Origin of the sequence: Shewanella sp. SM71 (genome assembly GCF_025653905.1) — a bacterium.
Taxonomy (GTDB): Bacteria; Pseudomonadota; Gammaproteobacteria; order Enterobacterales; family Shewanellaceae; genus Shewanella; species Shewanella oncorhynchi.
This window is the reverse complement of record NZ_JAKKRW010000001.1, coordinates 479752-504761: the sequence shown is the minus strand read 5'-3', so window position 1 is coordinate 504761 and position 25010 is coordinate 479752. Positions and strand designations below refer to the sequence as shown.

At 46.7% G+C, this 25010-nt stretch carries 16 protein-coding genes; 3 read left to right on the top strand and 13 right to left on the bottom strand.

Translation table 11 applies throughout. From position 1 onward, the window contains the following. Positions 1 to 391: 391 nt before the first annotated feature. Positions 392 to 2689, top strand: coding sequence for an OmcA/MtrC family decaheme c-type cytochrome (locus tag L5L97_RS02145; protein ID WP_263138114.1), 2298 nt, complete (start codon positions 392 to 394; stop codon positions 2687 to 2689). Positions 2690 to 2796: 107 nt separating this feature from the next. Here L5L97_RS02145 and L5L97_RS02140 read toward each other — a convergent pair whose 3' ends face one another. From L5L97_RS02140 to L5L97_RS02105, 8 genes are all read right to left on the bottom strand, one after another. Continuing rightward, positions 2797 to 3480 (bottom strand): DUF2982 domain-containing protein, encoded by a 684-nt coding sequence (locus L5L97_RS02140; protein WP_212600041.1) that lies wholly within the window; start codon positions 3478 to 3480, stop codon positions 2797 to 2799. 71 nt (positions 3481 to 3551) lie between these two features. Continuing rightward, the gene (locus L5L97_RS02135; protein WP_263160919.1) at positions 3552 to 4253 is read right to left on the bottom strand and encodes a YdcF family protein; all 702 of its coding nucleotides are present in this window, start codon (positions 4251 to 4253) and stop codon (positions 3552 to 3554) included. Between the two features lie 218 nt (positions 4254 to 4471). Continuing rightward, entirely contained in the window at positions 4472 to 5389 is a 918-nt protein-coding gene (gene mak, locus L5L97_RS02130) for a fructokinase (RefSeq protein ID WP_173245814.1), read from the bottom strand. Between the two features lie 61 nt (positions 5390 to 5450). Next, on the bottom strand, positions 5451 to 6257 hold the full coding sequence (cysQ, locus tag L5L97_RS02125) for a 3'(2'),5'-bisphosphate nucleotidase CysQ (protein WP_263180981.1): 807 nt from the start codon (positions 6255 to 6257) through the stop codon (positions 5451 to 5453). A 352-nt stretch (positions 6258 to 6609) separates the two neighbouring features. Next, the gene (locus L5L97_RS02120) at positions 6610 to 7773 is read right to left on the bottom strand and encodes an SDR family oxidoreductase (RefSeq protein ID WP_263180980.1); all 1164 of its coding nucleotides are present in this window, start codon (positions 7771 to 7773) and stop codon (positions 6610 to 6612) included. A gap of 6 nt (positions 7774 to 7779) precedes the next feature. Continuing rightward, complete coding sequence (locus L5L97_RS02115; protein ID WP_028760589.1) at positions 7780 to 8544, bottom strand: phosphatase; 765 nt, start codon at positions 8542 to 8544, stop codon at positions 7780 to 7782. A gap of 50 nt (positions 8545 to 8594) precedes the next feature. Beyond that, positions 8595 to 11816: a DEAD/DEAH box helicase gene (locus tag L5L97_RS02110; protein ID WP_263180979.1), complete on the bottom strand. Its 3222-nt coding sequence runs from the start codon at positions 11814 to 11816 to the stop codon at positions 8595 to 8597. A gap of 261 nt (positions 11817 to 12077) precedes the next feature. Next, entirely contained in the window at positions 12078 to 13952 is a 1875-nt protein-coding gene (locus L5L97_RS02105; protein WP_263180978.1) for a DUF885 domain-containing protein, read from the bottom strand. A gap of 567 nt (positions 13953 to 14519) precedes the next feature. On the opposite strand from L5L97_RS02105, the gene L5L97_RS02100 reads away from it, so the two are divergent. Next, positions 14520 to 14729 carry a cold-shock protein gene (locus L5L97_RS02100; protein WP_006080998.1) on the top strand — a complete coding sequence of 70 codons (210 nt, stop codon included), beginning with the start codon at positions 14520 to 14522 and terminating at the stop codon, positions 14727 to 14729. Positions 14730 to 14839: 110 nt separating this feature from the next. Here L5L97_RS02100 and L5L97_RS02095 read toward each other — a convergent pair whose 3' ends face one another. Continuing rightward, a complete protein-coding gene (locus L5L97_RS02095; protein ID WP_263180977.1) occupies positions 14840 to 16786 on the bottom strand; it encodes a monovalent cation:proton antiporter family protein in 1947 nt (648 codons plus the stop codon). A gap of 170 nt (positions 16787 to 16956) precedes the next feature. Between L5L97_RS02095 and L5L97_RS02090 the strand changes: the two genes are divergently transcribed. Beyond that, positions 16957 to 17847, top strand: a complete 891-nt coding sequence (locus tag L5L97_RS02090) for a GGDEF domain-containing protein (protein WP_105249714.1) — start codon at positions 16957 to 16959, stop codon at positions 17845 to 17847. A gap of 140 nt (positions 17848 to 17987) precedes the next feature. Here the strand turns inward: L5L97_RS02090 and tilS are convergent, their stop codons facing one another. From tilS to lpxB, 4 genes are all read right to left on the bottom strand, one after another. Next, the gene (gene tilS / locus L5L97_RS02085; protein WP_263180976.1) at positions 17988 to 19427 is read right to left on the bottom strand and encodes a tRNA lysidine(34) synthetase TilS; all 1440 of its coding nucleotides are present in this window, start codon (positions 19425 to 19427) and stop codon (positions 17988 to 17990) included. Positions 19428 to 19468: 41 nt separating this feature from the next. Then, complete coding sequence (gene dnaE / locus L5L97_RS02080) at positions 19469 to 22942, bottom strand: DNA polymerase III subunit alpha (RefSeq protein ID WP_263180975.1); 3474 nt, start codon at positions 22940 to 22942, stop codon at positions 19469 to 19471. 150 nt (positions 22943 to 23092) lie between these two features. Beyond that, positions 23093 to 23725 carry a ribonuclease HII gene (rnhB, locus tag L5L97_RS02075; protein ID WP_263180974.1) on the bottom strand — a complete coding sequence of 211 codons (633 nt, stop codon included), beginning with the start codon at positions 23723 to 23725 and terminating at the stop codon, positions 23093 to 23095. Beyond that, complete coding sequence (gene lpxB / locus L5L97_RS02070) at positions 23725 to 24903, bottom strand: lipid-A-disaccharide synthase (RefSeq protein WP_263180973.1); 1179 nt, start codon at positions 24901 to 24903, stop codon at positions 23725 to 23727. Before lpxB ends, rnhB begins: the two co-directional genes overlap by 1 nt. Between the last annotated feature and the right edge of the window lie 107 nt (positions 24904 to 25010).

Below are 25010 nucleotides of genomic sequence, written 5' to 3'. Positions count from 1 at the left end.
TTCTATTTATCAAAGGCACAATTCAATCACTTTAAAATGCCATATCGTCCCCCTATCCTCGCTCTCTTATCCCATTGCTTTTGTGCTCAAAACCTTAAGATAACGACTTAAGATTTAGGCTCTTTTAACATCGTTCATTTTGCTTAACCGAAAATGAATTCATCATTTCGACCTAAGTTTAAAGATTGAAATTGTGATACACATCATAGGCTAGCAGCTTAATTTCACTATTTAAAATATCAAAATGCAAAGTTTAGAATTACCATTCACGGGTGTTAAATCATCGTTCACATATCAGATACAAATTTGCAAATACCACTTTATAAGTAGATGAATCCTCCTATATTAGAGGCACTGCACACGCAGTCTTATAGATAGAAAAAGGGACGCGATGATGAAAAACTACAATAAATCTCTACTGGCACTGGCTCTCGTCAGTACCTTAAGTCTTACCGCCTGCGGGGACGGAAGCGATGGTCAAGATGGGGCACCTGGCACACCAGGTACACCCGGAACACCAGGCACTCCCGGAACACCAGGTACACCCGGAGCCCCTGCGGGTTCCTTCGCAACGACAGCTCAATCCATTACAGATCTGGCATTCACGTTAAGTCCTGCTGACATTAAAGTGACCAGCAGTGAAGGCTTCAGTGTTAAATTTACTGTTACGGGTAAAAATGCAGGCAAAGTAGTCCCTTTCAAAGGACTGGATAAAATTGCAATTTATTCTTTAACAGCAAATGAAAACACCTCAGGTACTGGCGCGCCGATTGAGTGGCAAAATAATGCCACGGCAAATGCCGCTGGCACTTCGTTAACTTGTACTCTAAACGGCCTGAACGGAACTAAAAACGCTTGTACTTTAACCGAAGATACAGCGACGCCAGGCACTTACACAGCAACTTGGACTTATGGTGGCGCAGCGCCAATCATTAATCCAAATGATAATCCAAACGCAGTACACAGAGTCTTTTTACGTGCTTACAACATCGCCGATAGTACTGGTGTTGTCCTATCTGACAAGATTTTGTCTGTACCCGTTGATTTTATCCCTGCAACAGATGAATTAGGTGTATCGGGTAAAGACACAGTATCTAGTGCGGCATGTAAAAACTGTCACGGTGAAGTAGACGGCCATATCGCGAAGATTGAAGCCCATCATAACTACCAAGATGTTAAAAACTGCGTAACTTGTCATAACCCTGATCTCGTTCCAAGTGACGCACAACTGGCCGAAGGTTGGGTATTTGATTTTGCTCCCATGATCCATAGGATCCACGCAGGTCATCACATCAGTGACAGCTTAAGTGGCGAAGCAAAAGAATATTTCGGTGAAGTTGGTTTCCCATCTGATTTGAAAGAATGTAAATCTTGTCATGATGGTGCACCAAGTTATAACACCAATATTTATGCGCAAGCTTGTGTGGGTTGTCATATCAATGTGAACTTCACCACTGGCGAAAACCATTCAGAATTTGGTTTAGCCCAAGCTGATGATACTCAATGTAAATCTTGCCATGGCAGCGGTAGCTTAACACCTGAAGCTGTACACAGTGTCGGTAAACGCGCTGAGTATGCAAGCCTATTCAAAGTTGACTTTACCAGTGCAGCAGTAGTGACTTCAGCAACACCTGGAATGAAAACATTGACATTAAAAGCCAATGTGACCATGAATGGCGCTGCAATTCCTAACGGAACCGATTTAAAAGTGTATAACGCGACAACTAACCCTACTGGTATGTTTGTGGCTAACGGCTTATTACTGGGTAACGTAACCACTGATGGTACTGTTTATGCTTGGAGAGATGTCAAACCAACAGCAATAGCTCTTAAGCTTGAAAATGGTACGCTGGCCGATGGTGTATTAACCTTCGTAAAAGATATTCCCGATGCCCAAGCTGTTGGTACTATCTACGTCAGTTCAGAAGCCAACGTCTGTATCAAAGCAGGTAAAGTGAGTAGCTGTAATGCCACAGGACTTGAATTTGGCCCAACAAATCCAATTGGTAACACTGCTCCTGTTAAATTCTATAGCTTAGATGCTTCTGCAGTAGTTAAAGCTCGAATGACAGATCCTGCTCGAATTACCGTAGAAGAAGCAAAATGTAACGCCTGTCACGGCACCTTAGATTATATCAAGGGCACCAGACACGGAACTTACACTTTTGATCAATGTATGAACTGTCACAACGATACAACAGGTGCATCAGGCCATAAAACAGTGGTTTCTAAAGGTGAAGACGGTAGCAAAGTCATTAATCCAGAAGTCACTTTCAATAACAAAGACTTATTCACCGTCGCCCACCGCTTCCACAGTGGTAACTTTGATGTTATCGCAGGGATCTTCCGCGATGCCAATGGTGAATTAGTCGGTTATCCATCACCAGAAACTGCATGTTCTGCATGTCACAAAGATGATGCAAAACTGTTTGCGACTGACGGTGGTTTAGCCTCTGAGAAACGTTCAATCAAAGTGGGTAGCAACTACATTAGCCCAGTAGCTGAATCATGCCGTAGCTGTCACGCTCACTCTGATGCAGCGGCTGTCGCTCACTTTAGAAGCAACGGTGCTGTGGTTGAAGCTGATGCAATGACAGATCCTAACTTACCAGTAGAATCTTGCGCAACTTGTCATGCTGAAGGTAAAACCTACGGTGTAGATAAGGTACACGCAGAGGTAGCACACTAGTACCTTTGGGTTGCCCCTGCACAACCCAAACTTTAATCTCTGCAACTCATTGGGGACCCTAGGGTCCCCTTTTTTATTGCTGATGATCTTCAATTGAGATTGTAGATTTAACCAGCTGAGCGGCTACATTGTGCAATACGTTGTCTAAGTAACTTAATAAAGTCCTTAGGTTCCCTATCTAAACTGTCATGGGGAATATACAAGTGATACCCTAAACGCGTATCTAACATCACGCAGCGATGCCCAAACATAGCCAATACGCCACGATAACGATCCCCTTCTATCACTAAAGGGCCAAACTCAGCGCCGAGATAAGTTTCTAAAGTCGCTAAATCTGCATCTTGAGAGGCAGCCGTCACCAGCAAAGGTCGCTGTTCAGTTAATAATCCTGTTGCTAGACGCAGGGAAATATTATCGAGAATGGGATTTAAATGTTTCAGTTTAATGCCTAAATAAGATAACTCTATAGTATCTAAACCATTAGTCACCCGCGGAATATCGACCCGCTGAATATTATCCCAATCGATAGCCACTTTGCCGCGGCGATGAAAATAGGTCAGCCCCTTGTCATCTAGTGCTAGAGTCGTTTCCGGCTCATACACCTTGGCTAAACCGAGAATGAGTGAAATAGCGCCCAAACTAAAAAACATCAAACCGACAGCAAACAAGGCCGGCCACGTCAGAAACAGTCCCAAACCCAGCACCAGACTTAAGCCTCCCAGCCAAGTTAAGGTTAACCCATTTCGTTTCGATAAAGGACGCACAGATACTATTTCTGACTCAATTGTCATTGTTCATCTTCCTGTTAAAACTCACTATCTTTAGACTGAACTTGGCAAACCACACCCTTAACTTGCCATCTTTAACTTACGGCCTTTATCCATAACCACAAACGGCCAATGTATTCGTGAATCGCCCGTTGAGAAGCCACTAAATTATCGGCGGTTAACCGCCACCAAAAATCATCTCGGCCAATAAAATCCGTTGGGGCAGCATCGGGGTGTAAGCCTTTAGCGGCGAAAATAGCCATCGCCCTTGGCATATGAGTGGCCGATGTGACTAAGCGAAAGGGCTCCTCCCCTAACTCCCACTTTAAGTATTGCGCTTCTTCTATCGTATCGCGCGCCAGTGGAAATTGAATAATTCGGCTTTTATCAACACCTAGCTCTACCGCGGCTTTAGCCATCATTTCAGCATGGGAAAATTGAGTGAGTTCACCACCCCAGCCGCTGACGATCAACATACACTCTTGACCCAACTTAAGTTGCCGAATTCCTTCAGTTAACCTTGTAAGGGCGACGTCCGATAAGGATTGCACCGCCGTCGCTCCCGCTATATCAGCATGCCCTGAACCTAATACCATCACAAAACAAGCGCCTGCGATGGGCGTGGAATTAATCGGGTAAGCTGATTCTAACGGCCGCACTAAGGTATTCACACTCAGTTGACTGCTTAAAAACAGTAAGAGAAAAAAAGCGCAGGATACTAAGTATTTCGCCATACTGCGACGGCGCCATACTAGAAAAGAAATCAGTAATAACAATAGGATAAAGGGAATCGGCATCATCCCCTGTGAAACAACTTTCTTAACCCAAAACATGATGTCCATGCCAAGCAATCCAAAGGAGCGCAATCATAGCATCAAAATACGGGGGGAATACATCGCACATAAAGCTAGCCCAGCGTTTTACTGGGCTATTGTTTACAAGACTCTGATATCACTAGACGTTGATTTCATAGCGTAATGAGTTCACTGGTGGAGTTTATATCCTCAATAATGGATCACTTTTCCCACAACCAAGCGGCACCGCGCACTCCCGATGAACAACCGTATAGATTCTGCACCACAGGCGTATGACACTCACGTCCCACCACATAATGGGCCAGCAATGCCGGTAATCTTGGGTAAATCGCCGCGACATTCGACATTCCGCCGCCCAACACTATGGCATCGGGATCGAGCATATTGATCACATGGGCGAGTGAACGAGCGAGTCTATCCATATAACGATCAAACGCAGCAACCGCAATGGCGTCACCTCCATCGACTAACAACATAATATCGGCACCTGATTTGGCAGGAGCACGCACTGTACCTGCTGCCGTCAAAGCCGCATTATAATCACGCACAAAGCCAGTGCCAGAGATAAAGGTCTCGATACAATCGGGATTGCCACAGAAACATCGGGTGGTATTGAACTCTTCCTTGGTCATCCAAGGCAAAGGATTATGACCCCATTCACCGCCGATACCATTACCACCACCGTGAACTTTGCCGTTAATTGCCACACCCGCGCCACAACCAGTACCAATAATCACGCCAAACACCACAGAAGCGCCAGCGGCTGCCCCATCGACCGCCTCTGATACCGCAAAACAGTTTGCATCATTGGCAACCCGCACTTCACGCTGCAACAATTCCCCTAAATGTACATCGAGGGGCTGACCATTGATCCACGTCGAGTTAGCATTTTTGACTAAACCTGAATAGGGCGATACCACACCTGGAATACCCACGCCGACAGTGCCTTTCTCGCCAAGAGTCGCTTCCGCTTCCTTAACTAAATCAACCACCGCAGCAAGCGTGCCCTGATAGTCACGTGGCGTCGTCACACGTTTGCGAAATAGCTCATTGCCCTCATCACTCAGTGCGACTAATTCTATTTTTGTTCCGCCTAAATCGACGCCCATGCGCATCATGAATTACCACTCCAGTGTTTAGCTTGCCCTTTCATCAAGTGAGATTGATGCAAGGCAATCGTTATTTTACCCAGCCAGGAGCTGTGGCAATAAAGTAAGGGTTTAAAATGTCAGGTTTTTGATTATAAGTTAATGGTTCACCTGAGTCATAACAGACAACTGTGCCGCCTGCACTTTCGAGTACAGCTTGCGCCGCTGCGGTATCCCACTCGCTGGTTGGGCCAAGTCTGGGGTACAGATCGGCACTGCCTTCAGCCAACATACAAAACTTAAGCGAGCTACCCACGCTTAAGATGTCATGCTCACCAAACTGTTGTAAATATTGCGCTAAGCCAGGGCTCAAGTGCGAGCGACTGCCGACAATCATCGGCATTTCGCGTGGCGTATTGGCGCCCAATAAGGGGCTCTCTTGACCCGCTTGTTGGCGCCATGCACCTAAATGTTTAGCGCCGTAATAATACGTATCGAGCACAGGCGCATATACTACACCTGCGATAGCAACCCCTTGATGGATAAGTGCAATATTGACGGTAAACTCGCCATTGCGCTTAATAAATTCCTTAGTGCCATCTAAAGGATCAATCAACCAATAGGTTTGCCATTGACGACGCACGTCCCACGCGATATCCGCCGCTTCCTCAGACATAATAGGAATACCGACAAACTGCTTTGCCAATGCCACCACTATCACGTGGTGCGCGGCTAAATCGGCGGCCGTCACAGGGCTATCGTCCCCCTTATGGCTCACCGAAAAGTCATCTTGACCATAAACTGTCATAATGGCATTGCCTGCGGCTTTGGCAATCGCGACCACTTGCAGTAGATCTTGTTTGGTCAATGTCTGCGCTATTGTCGTCTTGTCTGTCACTGAAACTTCCTTAATGCATTAAATATCTTGGCATTATGCCATTGTCATCCAAGGGGAATTTAGAACAAATTCATCATACATCAAGCAAAATAGACTAAGACTCGCAGCTTAAACCGCGGCGCACAAAACCACAGATAAACAAAGTGATTACGATACTAAGGCAAGCCATTGGCGCTGAGAAGAGGCTTAAGTCCAGCTGCATTCGTATTCACAGCCTATGTTTTCATATTGATAGTCTAAAGCCGTCGCTTAAATCTGATTATTGGCGGGCTTTTTGTTTTCGAAAGCGTTAATCACTGCGATGATGTAAACGCTTAACGCCTGATTAAACCTGCCTAAACCCAAATGTGAGTCACGTTAATCGTCGCAACATGCAATTCAGTTGCTGACGCCAATCTTGCCATACGACGTTATCAGGCATAAACAGTGCGGTATTGACAGCCAAAGCGGACTGCACTTTGGCACTATTCAACACGCTATAACTCGGTCTTTTTACCAAACTCACGCCGCGATTTAATGCTTGTTTAGCATAGTGAGCGCTGGTAATCGGCTGGATAACTACTGGCAGACTTAACAGATTGAGCGCTAGGGCTTGTCGCTGGATTTCACAGGCAAATTCATACCAACTGCATTGGCCTTGAGCGCTGTAATGAAATACGCCCGAGCACTGTTGCATGACTAATTGCCAAATCACCTTAGCGAGTGCATCACTCCACGTCGGACAGCCGATTTGATCGACTATCACCTGCAATCTTGGTTGAGTGCGCATCAAGTTCAGCATGGTTTGGACAAAATTATGCCCATCTTGACCGTAGAGCCATGAGGTACGCACAATCGTTGCATCCTCGCCCAGAATCGCCAATACCTTCTGCTCGCCGAGCAACTTACTCGTACCGTAAGCAGACAACGGCTCGGGAGCATCAAGTTCAACAAATGGCCTTGGTACATGAACTTGGTTTGGATTTGGGTTTGGGTTTGAATTTGAAGCTGAGTCAGGGTTTTGATGCTGTTTAACGCCACTTTCTCTAGCATCACCCACTGCACGTTCAGCTGCATGAGCAATCTCGCAAACAGCATGACCACCAAACACATAATCGCTCGACACATGCAGTAAGCGGGCGCCCGACAGCCAACATTGCTGCGCCAATAACTCAGGGCCGAGTGCATTCACACGATTCGCTTCGATTGCATCATGCTCAGCTGCGTCGACCGCATTATAGGCCGCACAATTGATCACCCAGCTTGGTCGATATTGATCAAATACGGCGGCAATATTAGCGGCATCGGTAATGTCTAACTGACTGCGACTTAGCGCATAAAGCTTAATTGGTGCGACTGAGTTTGTACTTGTGCTGCTATTTAGGGCTAGCTCGCCAATATCGGCAGCGACTCTCAGCAAGGCCTGAGCGAGCTGACTCTTCGCACCAGTGATTAACACCACTTGAGGAATGTTAGCATCTGTGGCACTCGCCGCCCCGCATTGAAGTGGCGTCACTTTAGTTGCCACTATTTTCATCACTAATCAACAGCATGGCTCATCGTCACTGAATAAGGGGATCAAATCAGCAACGGTTTCATGGCCACGGGCGGCTAAAAAGGCCAAGAGTGCTGAAGGGCTACGATTGAGTAATCGTGATGGCGGATAAGCCACTTCATCGATAATCGCTTGCGCCCGCGCAAAACCACCTAAGCTAAAAGCCACATGGGAATCAGAGCCCATAACTAAAATCGTGCCAAATTCCTTGGCCGCTTTGGCAATCGCAGTGCAATTGGCTTCACTGCCCTTACGGGACACTTCAAAGGAGGAATTGTTAATTTCGAGCGCCACACCGTATTCGGCTGCGGCGCGGGCAACGGCTTCAATATCAATCGGATAGGCAGGATTACCTGGATGAGTAATGATATCAACCTTGCCGCTCTTAATCGCATTAATCATGGCCTCTGTGTGAGTCGCTTTATCTGACGGAGGATAGACGGGCTCATGAAATCCTGCGAGCACAATATCGAGCTGCTTTAAATAATCGCCAAAGAAATCAATCTCGCCGTCGATATTTTTGATATTGGCTTCGATACCCCGCAAAATCCCGACGCCATCAACCATACGTGGCAAAACTCTTAAATTCACAAAGTGCCAAAAATGCGGCGCATCGGCCATCGCAGGCCCATGATCTGTGGTGGCAAATAGGCGAATCCCCTTCTGCTTTGCCACCGCTAAGTAGTCATGAATCGTGCTATAAGCATGGCTCGAAGCCACAGTATGGGTATGAGTGTCGACTTGGTACTGCATGGTTCACCTCAGTCAAATGATTCAATCAATTTAGAAAAACTGGCCACGATTTAGCTAAAGAGCGATAACAGTTCATCGGCGCTTCCTTGCCATGTGCCCTTGCCTTTACCTTCGAGAATACTGTCCGCCAGACTTTGCTTATGCTGCTGCATTTCTTGGATTTTCTCTTCTACTGTACCTTCTGCAATCAGCTTATAGACAAACACAGGCTTATCTTGGCCGATACGATGGGCTCTATCCGTAGCCTGTTTTTCCGCCGCCGGATTCCACCAGGGATCATAGTGGATCACAGTATCCGCCGCGGTGAGATTGAGCCCAGTGCCGCCCGCTTTTAAGCTAATTAAGAACACAGGCGTGTCGCCCTCTTGGAACTTATCTATCTGCGCTTGGCGCAGGCGAGTTTGCCCAGTGAGCTTACTGTAATCGAGCCCCAAGTCCACCAGCTCAGCTTCAATCAAGCTGAGCATGCTAGTGAACTGGCTGAAAATCAATATCTTACGTCCCTCTTGCACCATCTCGGGCAAGTTCTGCTTCAGCCAGTCTAACTTAGCATTATTCTTCACTTTCTGCGCTTGCTCTAACTTCACCAAGCGCGGATCGCAGCAGGCTTGGCGTAGCTTAAGTAAGGCATCGAGAAACTCGATATGACTGCTACCAACGCCTTGAGTGGCAAATAAATCCCGCAGTTTTTTCTCCATCACCAGTCGAATACTCTCGTAGAGATTACGCTGATCTTTTTCTAACTCTAAGCTCTGGGAGATTTCGGTTTTAGGGGGTAATTCACCGACCACTTCATCTTTGGTTCGACGCAACACAAAAGGCGCAATCCGTTGACTCAAGATTTGCGCTTGTTCCATATCCCCATAACGTTCAATTTTGTGCCTAAAGGATTTGTTAAAGAAGGCATTCGTGCCGAGTAGTCCGGGCAAACAAAAATCCATCAAAGACTTAAGTTCACCCAAATGATTTTCAAGCGGCGTACCCGACAGGCACAATCTAAACGGCGCTTTAAGATCTTTAATCACTTGAGTCACTTTCGCCTGCGCATTTTTTATCTGCTGCGCTTCATCCAGCACGATATGTTCAAACATCTGCCGTTGATAATAGTCACTGTCGCGCACGATCAGCGGATAGGTCGTCACCACAATATCAAACTCATTTAAGCGTTCGAGCAAAGGCTTGCGTAAAGCACCATGAATAACGACTAGCTTTAACGAAGGCGCAAATTTCGCGGCTTCTTTCGCCCAATTACCCACTAAGCTCGTTGGGCAAATAATTAAACTCGGTGAACAACTTGCCACTGTGGATTTTAGTTCTTGCTGCTTGAGTAAAAAAGCCAAGGTTTGAATGGTTTTACCCAGCCCCATATCATCGGCCAAAATACCGCCAAGCTGATATTCCTTTAAGAAACAGAGCCAATTCAACCCTTGCTGTTGATACTGACGTAATTCAGCATTTAAGTTGTCTGGGACTGCGACCTCTAACACACCGTTAAAATTTTCGAGCTTAGTCGCTAAACTGCGCACTCGTTCACCATTAAGCAGACGAATATCACTGTCGGCAAAATCATTTAATAGGTGGGCACGGTATTTAGGCAAAGACACGCTGTTGCCTTTGTGGCTATCGAACAGTTCTAAAATAATGCTGATCAGCGGCTTAATCACGCTGGCTTTGACTTTTAACCAATCACCATTTGGGCTTGGTAACAGTAGTTCTGCATCATCGGCGGGCTCACCGTACTGCTTAAGCCAAGTGGCAATTAAGGGCAACATAGGCACGATTTGACCATCGATATCAGCATTCAGTGACAGAGAAAACCACCCCTCTTGCGTATCATCCAGCTCAATCGCCAGCGGAGTCTCAATGACATTTAAGCTGAAATTGTCGGCAAAATGCACTTGGTAGCCCAAGGCCTCCAGGATCGGGATTTCCTGTTGAATAAAGTGCAACCAAGCATCAATCGTTTCAGGCAGTGAACCTAACCCCCAAATACTGACATAGCTGCCACTGTTTGGGATAAAAGAAGGCGCCAGCTCCACCAGTTCCAATGCCATCAGACGATTAATCGCATCCATTTCCGCATCGAGTTGACGCACGACTTGATAGGTTTTGCCTTGATGAGTGACTAAGGACAAGGGCTCGTCGGGATATTGGCCGCCGAGCACCACGTCTTGATAGACAAATTCCAACAGCACTAATGGCTGCGCCATAGCAAACTCAGGTAAATCCTGCGAGGTTAAGGTCAACCTAACTTGAAGCGGCACTTGCAGCTCGACAAAATCAATCAAAGCAGGTGTAGGTACCGTTTTCGCCGAAAAATGCTTAATCAGTTTGTGGCTCACCAGTTCAATCTGTGAGCTAGGCACTGGAGGCATCTGACTGAGTAATAACAGCTTTTCAACACTGATCTCAGTGTCCAATGCGCCCACTTTAAAATAATCTAAATCGATATAAGTCGGTGGCTCACAGGGGATAAGCTCCCAATTGTCTTTATTGGGCAGCATTAACTGCATTTGTTTATGCTCGGCATCCTTATCTAGCCACATGAATTCAGGCTTGCTCGCTTCACCTCGGGTGAGCGGTAAACGACTCTCCTCCCAAAAACACCGCCCAGTGACGAGCATTTTTTCCAGTGCCATGGCACCTAACTGAGCTTTAAGATACAGACGCGAGGCACCATGGCGACGGGTTGACATGATGAGATTGATGATGAGCACATCTTCTGCGCCAATCCAAGCGGGCATATAATATTGCACGTCAGACAAAGCGATTTTCGAGCCTTTGTTATAGCCGCCATTCTTTGCCAACTTGCCTTTTCTTAGCTCAAGAAACACACCGTTATCATCTTTAGATAATACGTAGAGCACGCGATCGTCGTAGAGTAAATCGACATTTGAAACCATGAGATCATCACTTTCGTCTAGCAGATGTAACCACTGAGCAATACGTTGATCTTCAACGGTTCTATCACTCAGTAAACTGTAAAGTACGGCAGCAATATGTTTGCAATGCCCAGTGGCGGGACATGAACAGAAGCCATTCATGATCAACTTATGGTTCATGCTGACAAGGCGAATATCCTGCCGATAGGGCTGGGATTCCGTCCCCATGACACGACCTTCAATATGACGAAAATCGGCGTTCGCTTTAGCGCTCAACACCCGTCCTTTCATCACATAATCACGGGCGCGCATTAAGGTTGGCGGCGTGAATAATGACTCTATAGTGGTTCGAGTCAATTGGATAGGATCTTGGGGGGACAAGCGATTCATGTAAAAACCTTGAAACTAAAAATATCAACTCCGAGCAATAGCAAGCCATTGCCGCGCGACATTTATCAATAAGTTGTGTGGGATTGTATTGAAAGCCTTGGCCGAAAGCCAGAATGATAGCCTCTATCGATAAACCCACCCTGCCTGCAAGATAAGAGAACACACTTATTCGCAGACAGGGTATGGGCTTTATCGAGAGAAAAGCAATTGATAAATATCAATTATTATCAATGAGTGAGCGTTAACTGCTATAACCAAATGCTAAACTTGCGCTTTAGCGTCAGTGGCTTTGACCTCAGCCTTTTTTGTATCAGCACTTTTTTTATCAGCAATGTAGCGGTCGACCAGTGTTTCTAAGATATCCAAAGGAACTGCACCATTCTTCAGAACTACATCGTGGAAATCCCTGAGATCGAACTTATCACCTAAGGCCAACTTGGCTTTTTCGCGCAGTTCGAGAATTTTCATCATGCCGACTTTATAGGCCGTCGCTTGGCCTGGCATAACGATATAACGCTCAATCTCTGCCGTGACATCACGATCGGACATGCCAGTATTTTTCTTCATATAGTCAATCGCTTGCTCGCGAGTCCAACGGCTATGATGAATACCTGTATCTACCACTAGACGCACAGCGCGGAACAACTCTGCCTGCAGACGACCGATATTATCAAAGGGATCCTTTTGAAAACCGAGCTCCCAAGCCAAACGTTCGCTATATAAAGCCCAACCTTCAATGTACGCCGTAAAAGGCGCCATCTTACGAATAAGTGGCATACCTTCTAACTCCATCGCCACTGCAATTTGGAAATGATGCCCAGGGATCCCCTCGTGGTAGGCTAAAGTGCGCATACCGTATTTAGGCGTGGCCTTGATGTCATATAAATTGGCATAGAAACGCCCTGGACGACTGCCGTCAATCGCGGGCTGCTGATAATAGGCACCCGGTGCCGTTTTCTCTTTAAACTCAGGAATACGCACCACTTCCATGCCCGCTTCGGGTCGAATACGAAAGGCATCACCGAGTCCCGCATTCACTTCATCAAGAATCGCTTGATAATCGACGAGGATTTGCGCCCTACCCGCATCGCTATCCTCGTAGTAAAACTTAGGATCGGCGGCTAATGCTTCAATCGCGACCGAGAAACCTTGGCCCACATCGTAACCTTCAGCGGCTAATATAGTCATGATTTCATTTTGAATGCGATCTACCTCAGCGAGCCCTTTGGCATGGATTTCGTCCGCAGTGTAATTAGTGGTCGTAAAGAACTTCAGCAATTGCTCATAGGCAAGGTTACCATTTGGCAGCGCCCAATAACCATCATCCGTCCCAGCTTTGGCTTGTAGCTGGGTAAGGTAGTCGATAAATAATTGATACGCTGGATGCACGTAACCTTTAATGTCCGCTTCCACCGCTGCCAATAACCGTGCTTGCTCATCGGCACTGATATCCGTGTCAGCCAATTTAGTTTTGAAGGAACTGTAGAGAATATTGTCTTGAATCGGCGTCGCGACAAAATCATTCATCTCGGTGAGCACCCGCTCAATCACGAACTTAGGCGGAATAATCCCTTTAGCCTCACGAATTTTTAAACCTTCGAGAGTTTGCGCAAACTTAAGTTTCACCTTTTGTAAACGCGACAGATAGTTTTCTGCATCGCCCACAGAATGCACTTGGTGCTGCGCCTGCATAAAGCTTGGATACCCGTTTTGCACGCCAAATAACTGATTCAGCGGATAGTTATGGTAACGATACGGCTCAGAGACCAATGCGAAATCGGCAAGATATAGGGCAATATCCTTGGAGATACGTTGATTTTCATCTAAATCCGCATCGGAATAGCTCAATAGGGTTTCACGCAGATCTCGCACTTGCGCGAAAGTCTTATCCATCGCCTCTGGACTATCGTCATCCAACTCGGCGTTATGGCCTGTAATCCCTACCGATTCTAAGAAACCCAATGAGGTTAAGGTCTCAGGGCTTTCGAAAGCCATCTTGACCACACTGCGGTCTAGAAATGCGCGAAAGAAAAACGGCTTTTTCGCAAACCATTCATGGGCGGCCAGCGCCACTAATAACAGCACTAAGACTAAGCTGCCGAGTCCAATCCGTTTTAGTACTGTTTTCAACGTCATTCTCCATTCTTATTATATTCAATCTAAAGTTATCGCCCTGAATCCATAGCTCAAGCACGTTTTTATTGGATGACGAGAATACCATTAACCACAAATAAGCAACAATTCAATAACGTAACGAATCATGACAGAATCCTTACCTAAGCATACAAGCCGCATTTAAGCCTAATGGAACGGATTAAAAGGTTAATCGCAAGTCAGTCGTGGCAAACATAAAAAATATTTTCACACTAGACAACAATCAAAAATACAATATAAATGATTGAATATTAATAGTTATATCTAATTTCGCACTCAATAAGTCGCAAAAAAGCAGTTTCAATATGAGAGGTATTTAAAAATAAAACTATACAAACCCCTAGAGTATGTTAATCTGCACTCCGGCCTGTGATTCAGACCTATTTATAAGCAATATTATGTATTTGAAAACCTTCGCTACGCCTGTAATATTTTTTTTGCTGTCATGAAGCTTTCCACTCATAACTTATCATCAATGTAAATAATTCTATTTCTGGCTAACATACCGCATAATTGCGAATTATTTGTTTGAAAATTTTGGAGACATTCATGTCTAAAACTACTGGTGTAGTTAAATGGTTTAACGAAGATAAAGGTTTTGGTTTTATTTCTCCTGACAATGGTGGCGCTGACGCATTCGTTCATTTCCGCGCAATCGTTTCAGAAGGCTTTAAAACTCTTGCTGAAGGTCAAAAGGTTTCTTTTGACATCGAACAAGGCCAAAAAGGTCCTCAAGCTGCGAACGTAGTTATTCTGTAATTAGACTTTGTCTAATTTAAGTTAACAAGTTCCAGACAAAAATGCCGACACTATGTCGGCATTTTTATATCTGCATTTTCATCCATCTCAAAAGAGTGAACCTCAGGCCTTTAGCCATGTAAGAGCTTAGCCTCAGCTTTCTCAAGTCGTCGTGGTTTACCCACTATCAGTAAGATATCCCCTGCACGAAAAACCCAGTCCTGCTCAGGATGTTCCACTTCAGCGCCATTGCGACGAATCGCCCTTAGCTCTACTTTCAGTGTTTCCCACAGGATATCGGCAACGGTTTTACCAATCGCATCAGCCCCACGCGGTAATGCCACCGCATGCAATGACTCTAAAGTAAAATCAGTTTCTGTGCCGGAAAAGAAGCCGTGTAAAAATTGATAATGATTGCGCCGCTCAGATTCTAGCCGTTTTAGGATCCGTGCCAATGGCACACCACATTGGTGTAGTACCTGCGATACTAACATCAAGCTCCCCTCTAAAGACTCAGGGATCACTTGATTAGCTCCCGCCTTTTTAAGCAAGTCTAGATCGCTGTCGTCTTTGGTTCTAACTAAAATTTTAACCTCCGGTGCCAATAACTTACATAAAGGTAAGACTTCTTCTAAACTACGTGACTCACAAAAAGTGATAACGATCATCTTGGCCTGTTTAACGCCCATTTGTTTTAAAATTGCCCGTTTACACACATCACCGAAATAAATAGGTTCGCCCGCACGACGCGCTTCAGTGACGCGCGTTGGATCGAGATCCAATACCAGATAAGGTACAGCTTCAGTTTTTAAAAAACGGGCAATGGTTTGTCCTACTCGGCCGTAACCAAAAATCATCACCAGCTCATGATCATCCATCATCAATGGCACAGCTTCATCCACATGCTTTGCCTGACGGATCCCCAGCGCCCACTTAGCAATATCCACACTATGACGAACTAACCAAGGAGCTATTGCCATGGAAAGCACGGCGACCATGACTAATACGGTACTGATCTCATTATTTAAAAGTTGATAGTTGACCGCTAAAGCCAATACCACAAAACTGAACTCCCCCACTTGAGCTAAGCTCATTGCCGTACTCATCGCAATTCGAAAAGGCTCGCCTACTAATCTTAAAATGCCATGAATGATCAGCGCCTTACCTAGTACAACGGCGACTAAGATCAGCAATATCTGCCACCAGAAACGCATCACTAAGGTAAAGTCCAGCATCATGCCAATGGAGATGAAAAACAGCCCCATCAATAGATCGCGAAAAGGCCGTATATCCGCCTCAAGCTGGCGACGGTACTGGCTTTCTCCCAGCAGCATACCCGCCATAAATGCCCCCAGTGCCATGGATAATCCTAGCCACTGAGTAAAAGCCCCTGTGACAAGCGCAACGACTAAGGTCGATAATACAAACAGCTCATTGGAGCGAGAACGCGCAACCTCATCAAATATCCGTGGCAGTGCCCACTTACCAAACGCCATTAAGAGGAAAAAGGCCAAAATGCCTTTGAGCAAGGCAAAGGCGATGTCCGCGACCATCAAAGGTTCGCCGCCATTGGCCAGTAATGGCAATAGGATCAACAACGGCACAACCGCTAAATCTTGGAATAAAAGCACGCTGACGGAGAGTTCGCCGTGGCGGCGCCTCAGCCATCCCTGTTCATTGAGCAATTTAAGGACAATAGCAGTAGATGACAACGCGATGGCAGCACCGATAACCAAGGCTTCAACCCAATTCAGGCCGCACAATAGGGCCGCGCCCATGGTCAACAAGGTCGTTATCACCATCTGTGCACTGCCTAAGCCAAATACGGTGCGGCGCATGGCCCACAGCCGCGGCACAGAGAACTCTAACCCTAAGGTAAACATCAGCAGCACAACGCCAAGTTCGGCAACAGATTGCATTTGATGCTGGGTAAACCAGTGAAAACCACTCGGGCCACTCACTACCCCTGTGAGTAAATAAGCCAGAATTGCGGGTAAGCCCAAACGGCGCAGCACAGCAATGGCCACAATGGCAATCACGAGCATAAGTAGTATTTGGATTAAGAAGCTATGTTCCATTGGGGCTATGACTCCTGTCAAAATGCTGACGTGTCAAAAAATCTAACTCTCAGTTTTAAGCTTAACTGAATGACTAACAAAGACAAATTTTATTAAAAAATATTGCGGCACGGTATTTGCTTAGACTAGGTTAGAGATGTATCGCACTAACATTTGCTGGAGTGATGATTATGGACTTTGGCCTAGCGACCGAGCTGTATCCCGACGAATATCGCTATCAAACAGAACATTATAGTCCCAATGATAATCCATTGGACTTGATACAAGTGATCCAACAACTGCATGCCAGTTTAGATCCTAGGACAGTCTTTGCCTGCTATGGCAAAGTGCTGGGACAACACTTGCCGATCCAAGGCGTGCGCTTAACCTATGGCGAGCACAAATTCAGCTGGGGCAAACGTTATGGTATCAGCGTCAAACGACAGCTCATGTGTGCAGGAATGCCATTAACGATTCAGTACCAACTGGTGACGCCATTTACGCCATCACAAACCTCAAACTTACAGGATATTGAACCGCTGTTATTGCAACCTTTATTAAATGCGTTGCAATATCAAGAAATGTCGATGCAAGCTATGTTTGACTCGCTCACTGGCTTAGGCAATCGCCATTATTACAGTCAGAGTCTCAGTAATGCGACCGCCAGAGCCCATCGAAAACAAGGAGCAGTCGCTCTCATAGTGCTCGATCTTGATAACTTTAAACAACTTAATGATAAATTCGGCCATAAATGTGGTGACTATATTCTGAAGGAATTTGGTGACATCATTCGTGCAACCATACGCAACACAGATCAAGCCTTCCGGATTGGTGGTGATGAATTCGTCATTATTGTCCAAGGCAATATTCATGCGGCAGGCTTGTTATGTGAACGGATTGTCTCGGTAATCAATCAGCACAGTAGTTTCAATCAATTTGGGGTGAGCTGTAGTTTAGGGGCGGCAGAATCACACGATACCATTGAAGCCGAACAACTTTATGAACTTGCCGATAAGGCGCTTTATCAAGCCAAAGCCGCCGGACGTAACTGCTATAAACTCAGCCAAAATCAATTAGTTTAACACGCGCAGGGATGCCAAATGAAATGCGATAACTCACTCGCAGCGCGTACCCCATAAAGGTCTAAATCAAACTGACGCGCTGCGTTCCACTCTCCTCTCGCTTTCCTAGAACACACCAATATTCCAAGATTAACTCTCGACTAGAATTCCTTTACTTCCTCAACAAGCACCTGTAAACCAAGTCCATTCGACTCAACAATAAAGCCCTTTTCAACCCACAGTCCAATTGCCATCACCAGTTGCTCGCCATAAAACACAAACCCCACCTTTTCGCGTACCCAAGGAGGAATGGCAAACTCTTGCCACAGTTTCTTTAATTCTCGCCCCTTACCCCGAGAATGCGGGTGGCAGCGAAATTGTCCCGCAAGTTGATAACGCACACTAACGACTTCATTAGGCCAAGGTAAACGGACTCTGGGACCTTGTTTTGTCACTATCAACCTAATCTGCTCACCATTCGCTAAGCCCGCAGGCGACACGACTAATTCGGTACTATCTCCCTGTAATAAAGAAATAAAGTCATGCTGTGGCAACGTCCAACTCACAGGCTGAGTGTGACGTTTGTGAGTTTGATACTTGAATAAATAGACTTGATTAGCAAAGCGACGGATTTCACACTCGCCCACTCGAATATGCACTTTAGCATCGTCTTTCGCGTTAAGAAGCTGAGTGATGATTTGCTTAAGCTGCACCTTTGAGGGCAAGGCGAATCCTTGGGATTCAATAAAGCCACGTAAGAGTAACGCTTGCCAGTCGACTGACTGTTCGGCAAAACCATCGAGCTTGAATACACTTTGAGTATGGTAAGGCGCTTGGGTTAACCATAAAGGTAAACGTTCACTCACCTGTAAATCCAGCGTCGCCTGTTGTTCGGCGCAAAATGCCGCACTGCGACTCGCAGTTGTCGCAATACTCGGCCAACGCGCTTTTAAGCGGGGAATAATTTCTAAGCGTAAAAAATTTCGATCGTACTTATCGTCTTGATTACTTTCATCTTCAATATGCACTAAGCCCTGCTGTTTTGCGTAGGCTTCAATCTGCTCACGGCTGATATCCAATAACGGCCGCAATTGTTTGCCTTGTGCTAATGCTTGTACTTGCCCCATGGCCGCCAGCCCTTTCGGGCCTTGACCACGTTTCAGCGCCAGTAAAATAGTCTCAAGCTGATCGTCTTCATGGTGAGCTGTCAACAACACATCATTTTCGCTTAAATGCCGTTCAATCGCTTGATAACGGACTTTTCGTGCTTCGGCTTCAAGGCTCAATCTTGGCCCACGATTAACCGCGACTCGCTCAACCGTCACGGGCAGATCGTAATGCTGGCCCCGCTCAAGGCAATGCTGTGCCCAAGCCTCAGCGTTATCGCTTAGGCCATGGTGTACATACACTAGCTGATAGTTAAACTCCGGATGTTGCCGTGCAAACTGGCTTAAACCAAAGGCCAAGACTTCGGAATCAACTCCGCCACTGTAAGCCAGCACTAACTTGCTGTCAGGCGCTAAGGATTGTGCAGCCAAAAAAGCACAGATATGCGCGCTGAGATCGCCTGCAGTCAACGCTTCGTCACGCTTAGCCGACATAAGTTAACTTCATCTGTTTACACCTAAGACATTCGCCAACATTAGAATAAAATTCTCACCTTGTTTGGCCCGAGGAGCGATTCGAGCGAGAGCATCAAGTCATCGGTCGGATTCACTCGCCAAGCATCGGCTAACCTAAACTGACCTTTGGCTTGAGCTTGAGTGTAATTGATCACCACAGGCACGGCGCCGTTACGCCACGGGCTTAGGGCTTGCTCGAAAGTGTCTAACGCCGATGGCGTTAACTCGCTGCCATCCATATCAATTTCCAGCGCTTTGGCAAAGTGGCTGCGCGCCTCACTGATATCTATGATGTTACGCGCCGTCATACGGTTGCCGCCGGCAAAATCATCGTAACTCACCTCACCTTCACAAATGAGGATGCGGTCTTTCTCCAGCAGATGATTAAACTTTTCAAAGGCTTCGGTAAACAACATGATTTCGAGACGTGCGCTCTTATCATCGAGCGTCAACAGACCCATTTTCGAGCCGCGTTTGGTCAGCATCACTCGCGTTGCCACCACTAAACCCGCAGCCTTAGCGGTTTTACTGCGTTCGGTGGGATGCACATCTTTCAAACGACCGGACGTGTAATGCTTAAGCTCTTTTAAATATTGATTGATCGGATGACCGGTCAAATACAAGCCTAGGGTTTCGCGCTCGCCTTCGAGCCAAATTTTATCTGGCCATGGGGTACATTCGACAAACTGCTGCTTACTGTCTTCGGGTTCACTGTTGAGCAAACCAAACATATCGTGTTGGCCAATCGCCTCGGCTTTGGCATGTTGATCGGCAGCGCGAATCGCTTCGGGCAAGGTTGCCATCATAGACGCACGATGCGGCCCTAGAGTATCGAGTGCGCCCGCGCAGATCAGCTTTTCAATCACGCGCTTATTGAGCTTTTTCAAATCAATACGGGCACAGAAATCGAATAGATCCACGAAGGGGCCATCTTTACGCGCCTCTAAAATCGATTCAACTGGACCTTCACCCACGCCTTTAATGGCGCCAATGCCATAAACGATGCGCAAATCATCATCGACGGTAAATTTGAACAAGCCTTTGTTCACATCCGGAGGAATGAGCGGTAGCCCCATACGCTCACATTCATCGACCAAAGTCACAATTTTATCTGTGTTGTCCATATCGGCCGACATTACCGCCGCCATAAACTGCGAAGGATAATGGGTTTTTAGCCATAATGTCTGATAAGACACAAGCGCATAGGCGGCTGAGTGAGATTTGTTAAAACCGTAGCCGGCGAACTTTTCCACTAAGTCGAAGATCTTCATCGACAAGTCGCCATCGACACCGTTATTGATTGCGCCCTCTTTAAAGATACTGCGCTGCTTGGCCATCTCTTCGGGCTTTTTCTTACCCATAGCACGGCGCAACATGTCGGCGCCGCCAAGGGTGTAACCCGATAACACCTGTGCAATCTGCATCACTTGCTCTTGATACAGAATAATGCCGTAGGTCGGTGATAGCAGTTCTTTTAGTGATTCATGCTGGTACTGAGAATCGGGATAAGACACTTCTTCTCGCCCATGCTTACGCTCGATGAAGTTATCTACCATGCCCGATTGCAAAGGCCCTGGGCGGAACAATGCCACCAGTGCGATCATGTCTTCAAAACAGTCGGGCTGCAGACGCTTAATCAAATCCTTCATACCGCGGGATTCCAACTGGAATACCGCTGTGGTTTCATATTTTTGCAACAAGCGGAAAGATGCAGCATCCGTTAACGGAATCGCTTCGATGCGCACAGGTGGGCGACCGTTTTTGACCTCGACCTTGTTCACCATCTCCAGTGCCCAGTCGATGATTGTCAAAGTACGTAAACCCAAAAAGTCGAATTTAACTAAACCTGCGGTTTCAACGTCGTTTTTATCGAATTGTGTTACTGGGTTTTTACCTTCAGCATCGCAATAGAGCGGCGCAAAATCGGTAATTTTTGTCGGTGCAATCACCACACCACCCGCGTGTTTACCCGCGTTACGTGTCACACCTTCGAGCTTGCGACACATGTCGATCAGATCTTTTACGTCTTCATCGGCATCATAGGATTCTTGCAGGGCTGGCTCGACCTCAAACGCTTTCGCCAGCGTCATCCCAGGTTCTGGTGGAATGAGTTTAGAAATTCGGTCAACGAAGCCATAGGGATGACCCAGCACGCGGCCAACATCGCGAATAACCGCTTTTGCCGCCATAGTTCCGAAGGTGATGATTTGCGATACCGCTTCGCGGCCGTACAATTCGGCCACGTGGTCGATCACTTCATCACGTCTATCCATGCAAAAGTCGACGTCAAAGTCGGGCATAGAAACCCGCTCAGGGTTGAGGAATCGCTCGAACAGTAAGTCAAATTCTAATGGGTCTAAGTCGGTAATCTTAAGCGCATAGGCTACGAGTGAACCCGCGCCCGAACCCCGACCAGGTCCTACTGGGATACCGTTATCTTTACCCCATTGGATGAACTCCATCACGATCAAGAAGTAACCGGGGAAACCCATCTGGTTGATCACTTTAAGTTCAATGTCGAGGCGCTCATCGTATTCGCCGCGTTTCTCGGCGCGCACCTCAGGATCAGGGAACAAAAACTCGAGCCGCTCTTCAAGGCCTTTCTTCGAACAATCGACCAGAAAGTCTTCGATGGACATATCGCCCGTCGGGAAGTTGGGCAGGAAATATTCGTATAAACGGATCGTTACATTACAGCGTTTAGCGATTTCGACACTGTTCGCCAACGCCGCAGGAATGTCGGCGAATAGTTCACACATTTCCTCTTCGCTACGCAAATACTGCTGTTCACTGTATTTTTTAGGTCGACGAGGATCGGCAAGGGTAAAGCCATCGTGAATTGCCACCCGAATTTCGTGGGCATCAAAATCTTCGGGTTTAAGAAACACCACCTGATTAGTAGCCACCACAGGGATGCCCTTCTCCTGCGCTAAGGCCACTGCCATATGCAGATAACGCTCTTCATCGGGTCGACCTGTGCGGATAAGTTCGAGGAAATAACGGTCAGTGAAATGGGTCTGATAAAAGTCGCATAAAGATTCGACTTGTGTGCCATTGCCCTTGAGCAGTGCCTTACCCAGATCGCCTTCTTTGGCGCCCGATAACAGCAAAATGCCTTCGTTATAAGTGAGTAACCACTCTTGGTCTATCACTACACGGCCGGCCACTTGGCCACGCAAATAGGCTTGGCTGATGATTTGGGTCAGATTCTGATAACCGACATTGTTCATCGCAATGATGGTTAAGGCACATAATTCACCGTCAAATCCAGGCACTTGCATCCAAAAATCAGCACCAATAATCGGCTTGATCCCCGCACCATGGCAACCACTGTAAAACTTCACCAAACCACAAAAGTTATTTTGGTCAGTCAAGGCGACCGCGGCCATTCCCTGCGCTTCCACCTGCGCCAAAATAGGCTTGACCTTGGCCACGCCATCGGTCATAGAGAAGTCACTGTGGACACGAAGATGCACAAAACGAGGATCGGACATAATTAGGATTATCTTTGAATAGCAGGTTAACAATAACTAGAAAGCAGACTAACAAAGTCACGCAGCCAGAGCCAGTGACTTTGCTGGATAACGGGAACTTATACCCAAACAACCTGAAACTCGTATCTTCAGGTAGCTTGGGAGCACAGCTTACAGCCCCAGTAATGCCTTGACGGGTTTAAAACTTTTACGATATTGGTCAAACACCCCATGTTCGGCGATGGCCTCAAAATGCGCCTTAGTCGGATAGCCCTTATGCTTAGCAAAACCGTATTGCGGATAAGCAGCATCGAGCACATCCATCTCACGATCCCGCGTCACTTTGGCGATAATCGATGCGGCACTAATACTGGCAATTAAACCATCACCTTTAATGATGCTGTGACTGGTAAGCGAGACGCCATTATGGGCAACAAATGCCGGACTGCGATTGCCATCGACTAACACCAACGCAGGCGCAATCTTAAGCCCTGCAACCGCGCGCTGCATTGCCAACATAGTGGCATGCAAGATATTAAGCGTATCGATTTCAGCAGGACTTGCGCGGCCCACGTGATAACACAGGGCTTTTTCACAAATCTCATCAAACAAAGCTTCGCGACGCTTCTCACTGAGTTTCTTGGAATCATTCAGACCACTGATGGGCTTGTTTGGATCTAAAATCACAGCCGCAGTCACCACATCACCAACTAAAGGCCCGCGGCCGACTTCATCCACACCAGCAATTAATCCCGTCGAAAAGGCCAGAAAATCGGCGTCGGTTAAACTTTTAAAAGTTGCCACTAGTTAGCCTCCAGCGATTTAGCATGACTTGGTTTAGGCTCAACCAGTGCCATTACCGCTTCAGCGGCTTTTAAGCTCGCATCACGGCGTAACACTTGGTGCAGGGCATCAAACTCAGCTTTGAGCGGCGTAAAATCTCGATTTAACTCTACTGTGACCGCCGCAGCTATTTTCTCTGGCGTGCAATCTTCTTGAATGAGCTCAGGGACGAGATCTTTTCCAGCCAGTAGATTCGGTAACGAGAAACGCTCGACCTGCATCATGCGCTTAGCAATCCAATAGGTCATAGGGCTAACACGATAAGCCACCACCATTGGACGCTTGACCAACATGGCTTCTAACGTCGCGGTGCCAGATGCTAATAAAATGCCATCGGCAGCCGCCATGACTTCGCGCGACTGGCCTTCGACCATATGAATTTCGAGATCCGGTGCAAAATCCTTCAGCGCTTGCTCAAATTGCTCACGGCGTTTTTGATTGACCAGCGGCGTCACAAAACGTATATCAGGGAAGTTCTGCTTAATCAGTAAAGCCGCCTTCACGAAAGGCTCGGCCAGTTGCTTTAACTCGCCACCACGAGATCCCGGTAGAATCGCTAAATATTCTGCATCGGTATCGAGTTCAAGTAACTGGCGCGCAGCCGCTTTATCGCTTCGCAACGGAATATCATCCGCTAAGGTATGACCCACAAAGGTACAAGGTACTTGATGCTTGTCATAAAAAGCTTTCTCAAATGGCAATAGCGACAACACCATATGGGTCGCCTTCGCGATTTTGAATATACGTTTTGGGCGCCATGCCCACACGGATGGGCTCACATAATGGACGGTTTTAATACCGCGCGCTTTGAGTTTAAGCTCGAGGCCTATATTAAAATCCGGTGCATCTATGCCAATAAAACAATCGGGCTTAAGCGCGGTGATCTCTTTAATCAAGGATGACCGCACTTTTAATAAGCGAGGTAGACGAGATAACACTTCAACGATTCCCATCACTGCGAGTTCTTCCATCGCAAACAGGGATTTGAAGCCTAGGGCTTCCATGCGGGGTCCACCGATACCGACAAAGCGCGCATCGGGATGGGTCTTTTGCAGCGCAGCCATTAAACCTGCACCTAAAATATCGCCTGAGAGTTCTCCGGCAACCATGGCAAACACTAATGGAGTTTTATTGCTCATAAACCAATCACGTCTCATGAATTAATGGCATTGGATGAAGAGGTAAACCGCACCTAAAATGCATCGTTCCAAGCCTACACTTATGTTAAGTTAATGATTCAATTAAT

Coding starts and splice junctions, on each gene's coding strand:
- L5L97_RS02145 (WP_263138114.1), top strand. CDS start 392: ATGATGAAAAACTACAATAAATCTCTACTGGCACTGGCTCTCGTCAGT.
- L5L97_RS02140 (WP_212600041.1), bottom strand. CDS start 3,480: ATGACAATTGAGTCAGAAATAGTATCTGTGCGTCCTTTATCGAAACGA.
- L5L97_RS02135 (WP_263160919.1), bottom strand. CDS start 4,253: ATGCCGATTCCCTTTATCCTATTGTTATTACTGATTTCTTTTCTAGTA.
- mak (WP_173245814.1), bottom strand. CDS start 5,389: ATGATGCGCATGGGCGTCGATTTAGGCGGAACAAAAATAGAATTAGTC.
- L5L97_RS02120 (WP_263180980.1), bottom strand. CDS start 7,773: ATGAAAATAGTGGCAACTAAAGTGACGCCACTTCAATGCGGGGCGGCG.
- L5L97_RS02115 (WP_028760589.1), bottom strand. CDS start 8,544: ATGCAGTACCAAGTCGACACTCATACCCATACTGTGGCTTCGAGCCAT.
- L5L97_RS02110 (WP_263180979.1), bottom strand. CDS start 11,816: ATGAATCGCTTGTCCCCCCAAGATCCTATCCAATTGACTCGAACCACT.
- L5L97_RS02105 (WP_263180978.1), bottom strand. CDS start 13,952: ATGACGTTGAAAACAGTACTAAAACGGATTGGACTCGGCAGCTTAGTC.
- L5L97_RS02100 (WP_006080998.1), top strand. CDS start 14,520: ATGTCTAAAACTACTGGTGTAGTTAAATGGTTTAACGAAGATAAAGGT.
- L5L97_RS02095 (WP_263180977.1), bottom strand. CDS start 16,786: ATGGAACATAGCTTCTTAATCCAAATACTACTTATGCTCGTGATTGCC.
- L5L97_RS02090 (WP_105249714.1), top strand. CDS start 16,957: ATGGACTTTGGCCTAGCGACCGAGCTGTATCCCGACGAATATCGCTAT.
- tilS (WP_263180976.1), bottom strand. CDS start 19,427: ATGTCGGCTAAGCGTGACGAAGCGTTGACTGCAGGCGATCTCAGCGCG.
- dnaE (WP_263180975.1), bottom strand. CDS start 22,942: ATGTCCGATCCTCGTTTTGTGCATCTTCGTGTCCACAGTGACTTCTCT.
- lpxB (WP_263180973.1), bottom strand. CDS start 24,903: ATGAGCAATAAAACTCCATTAGTGTTTGCCATGGTTGCCGGAGAACTC.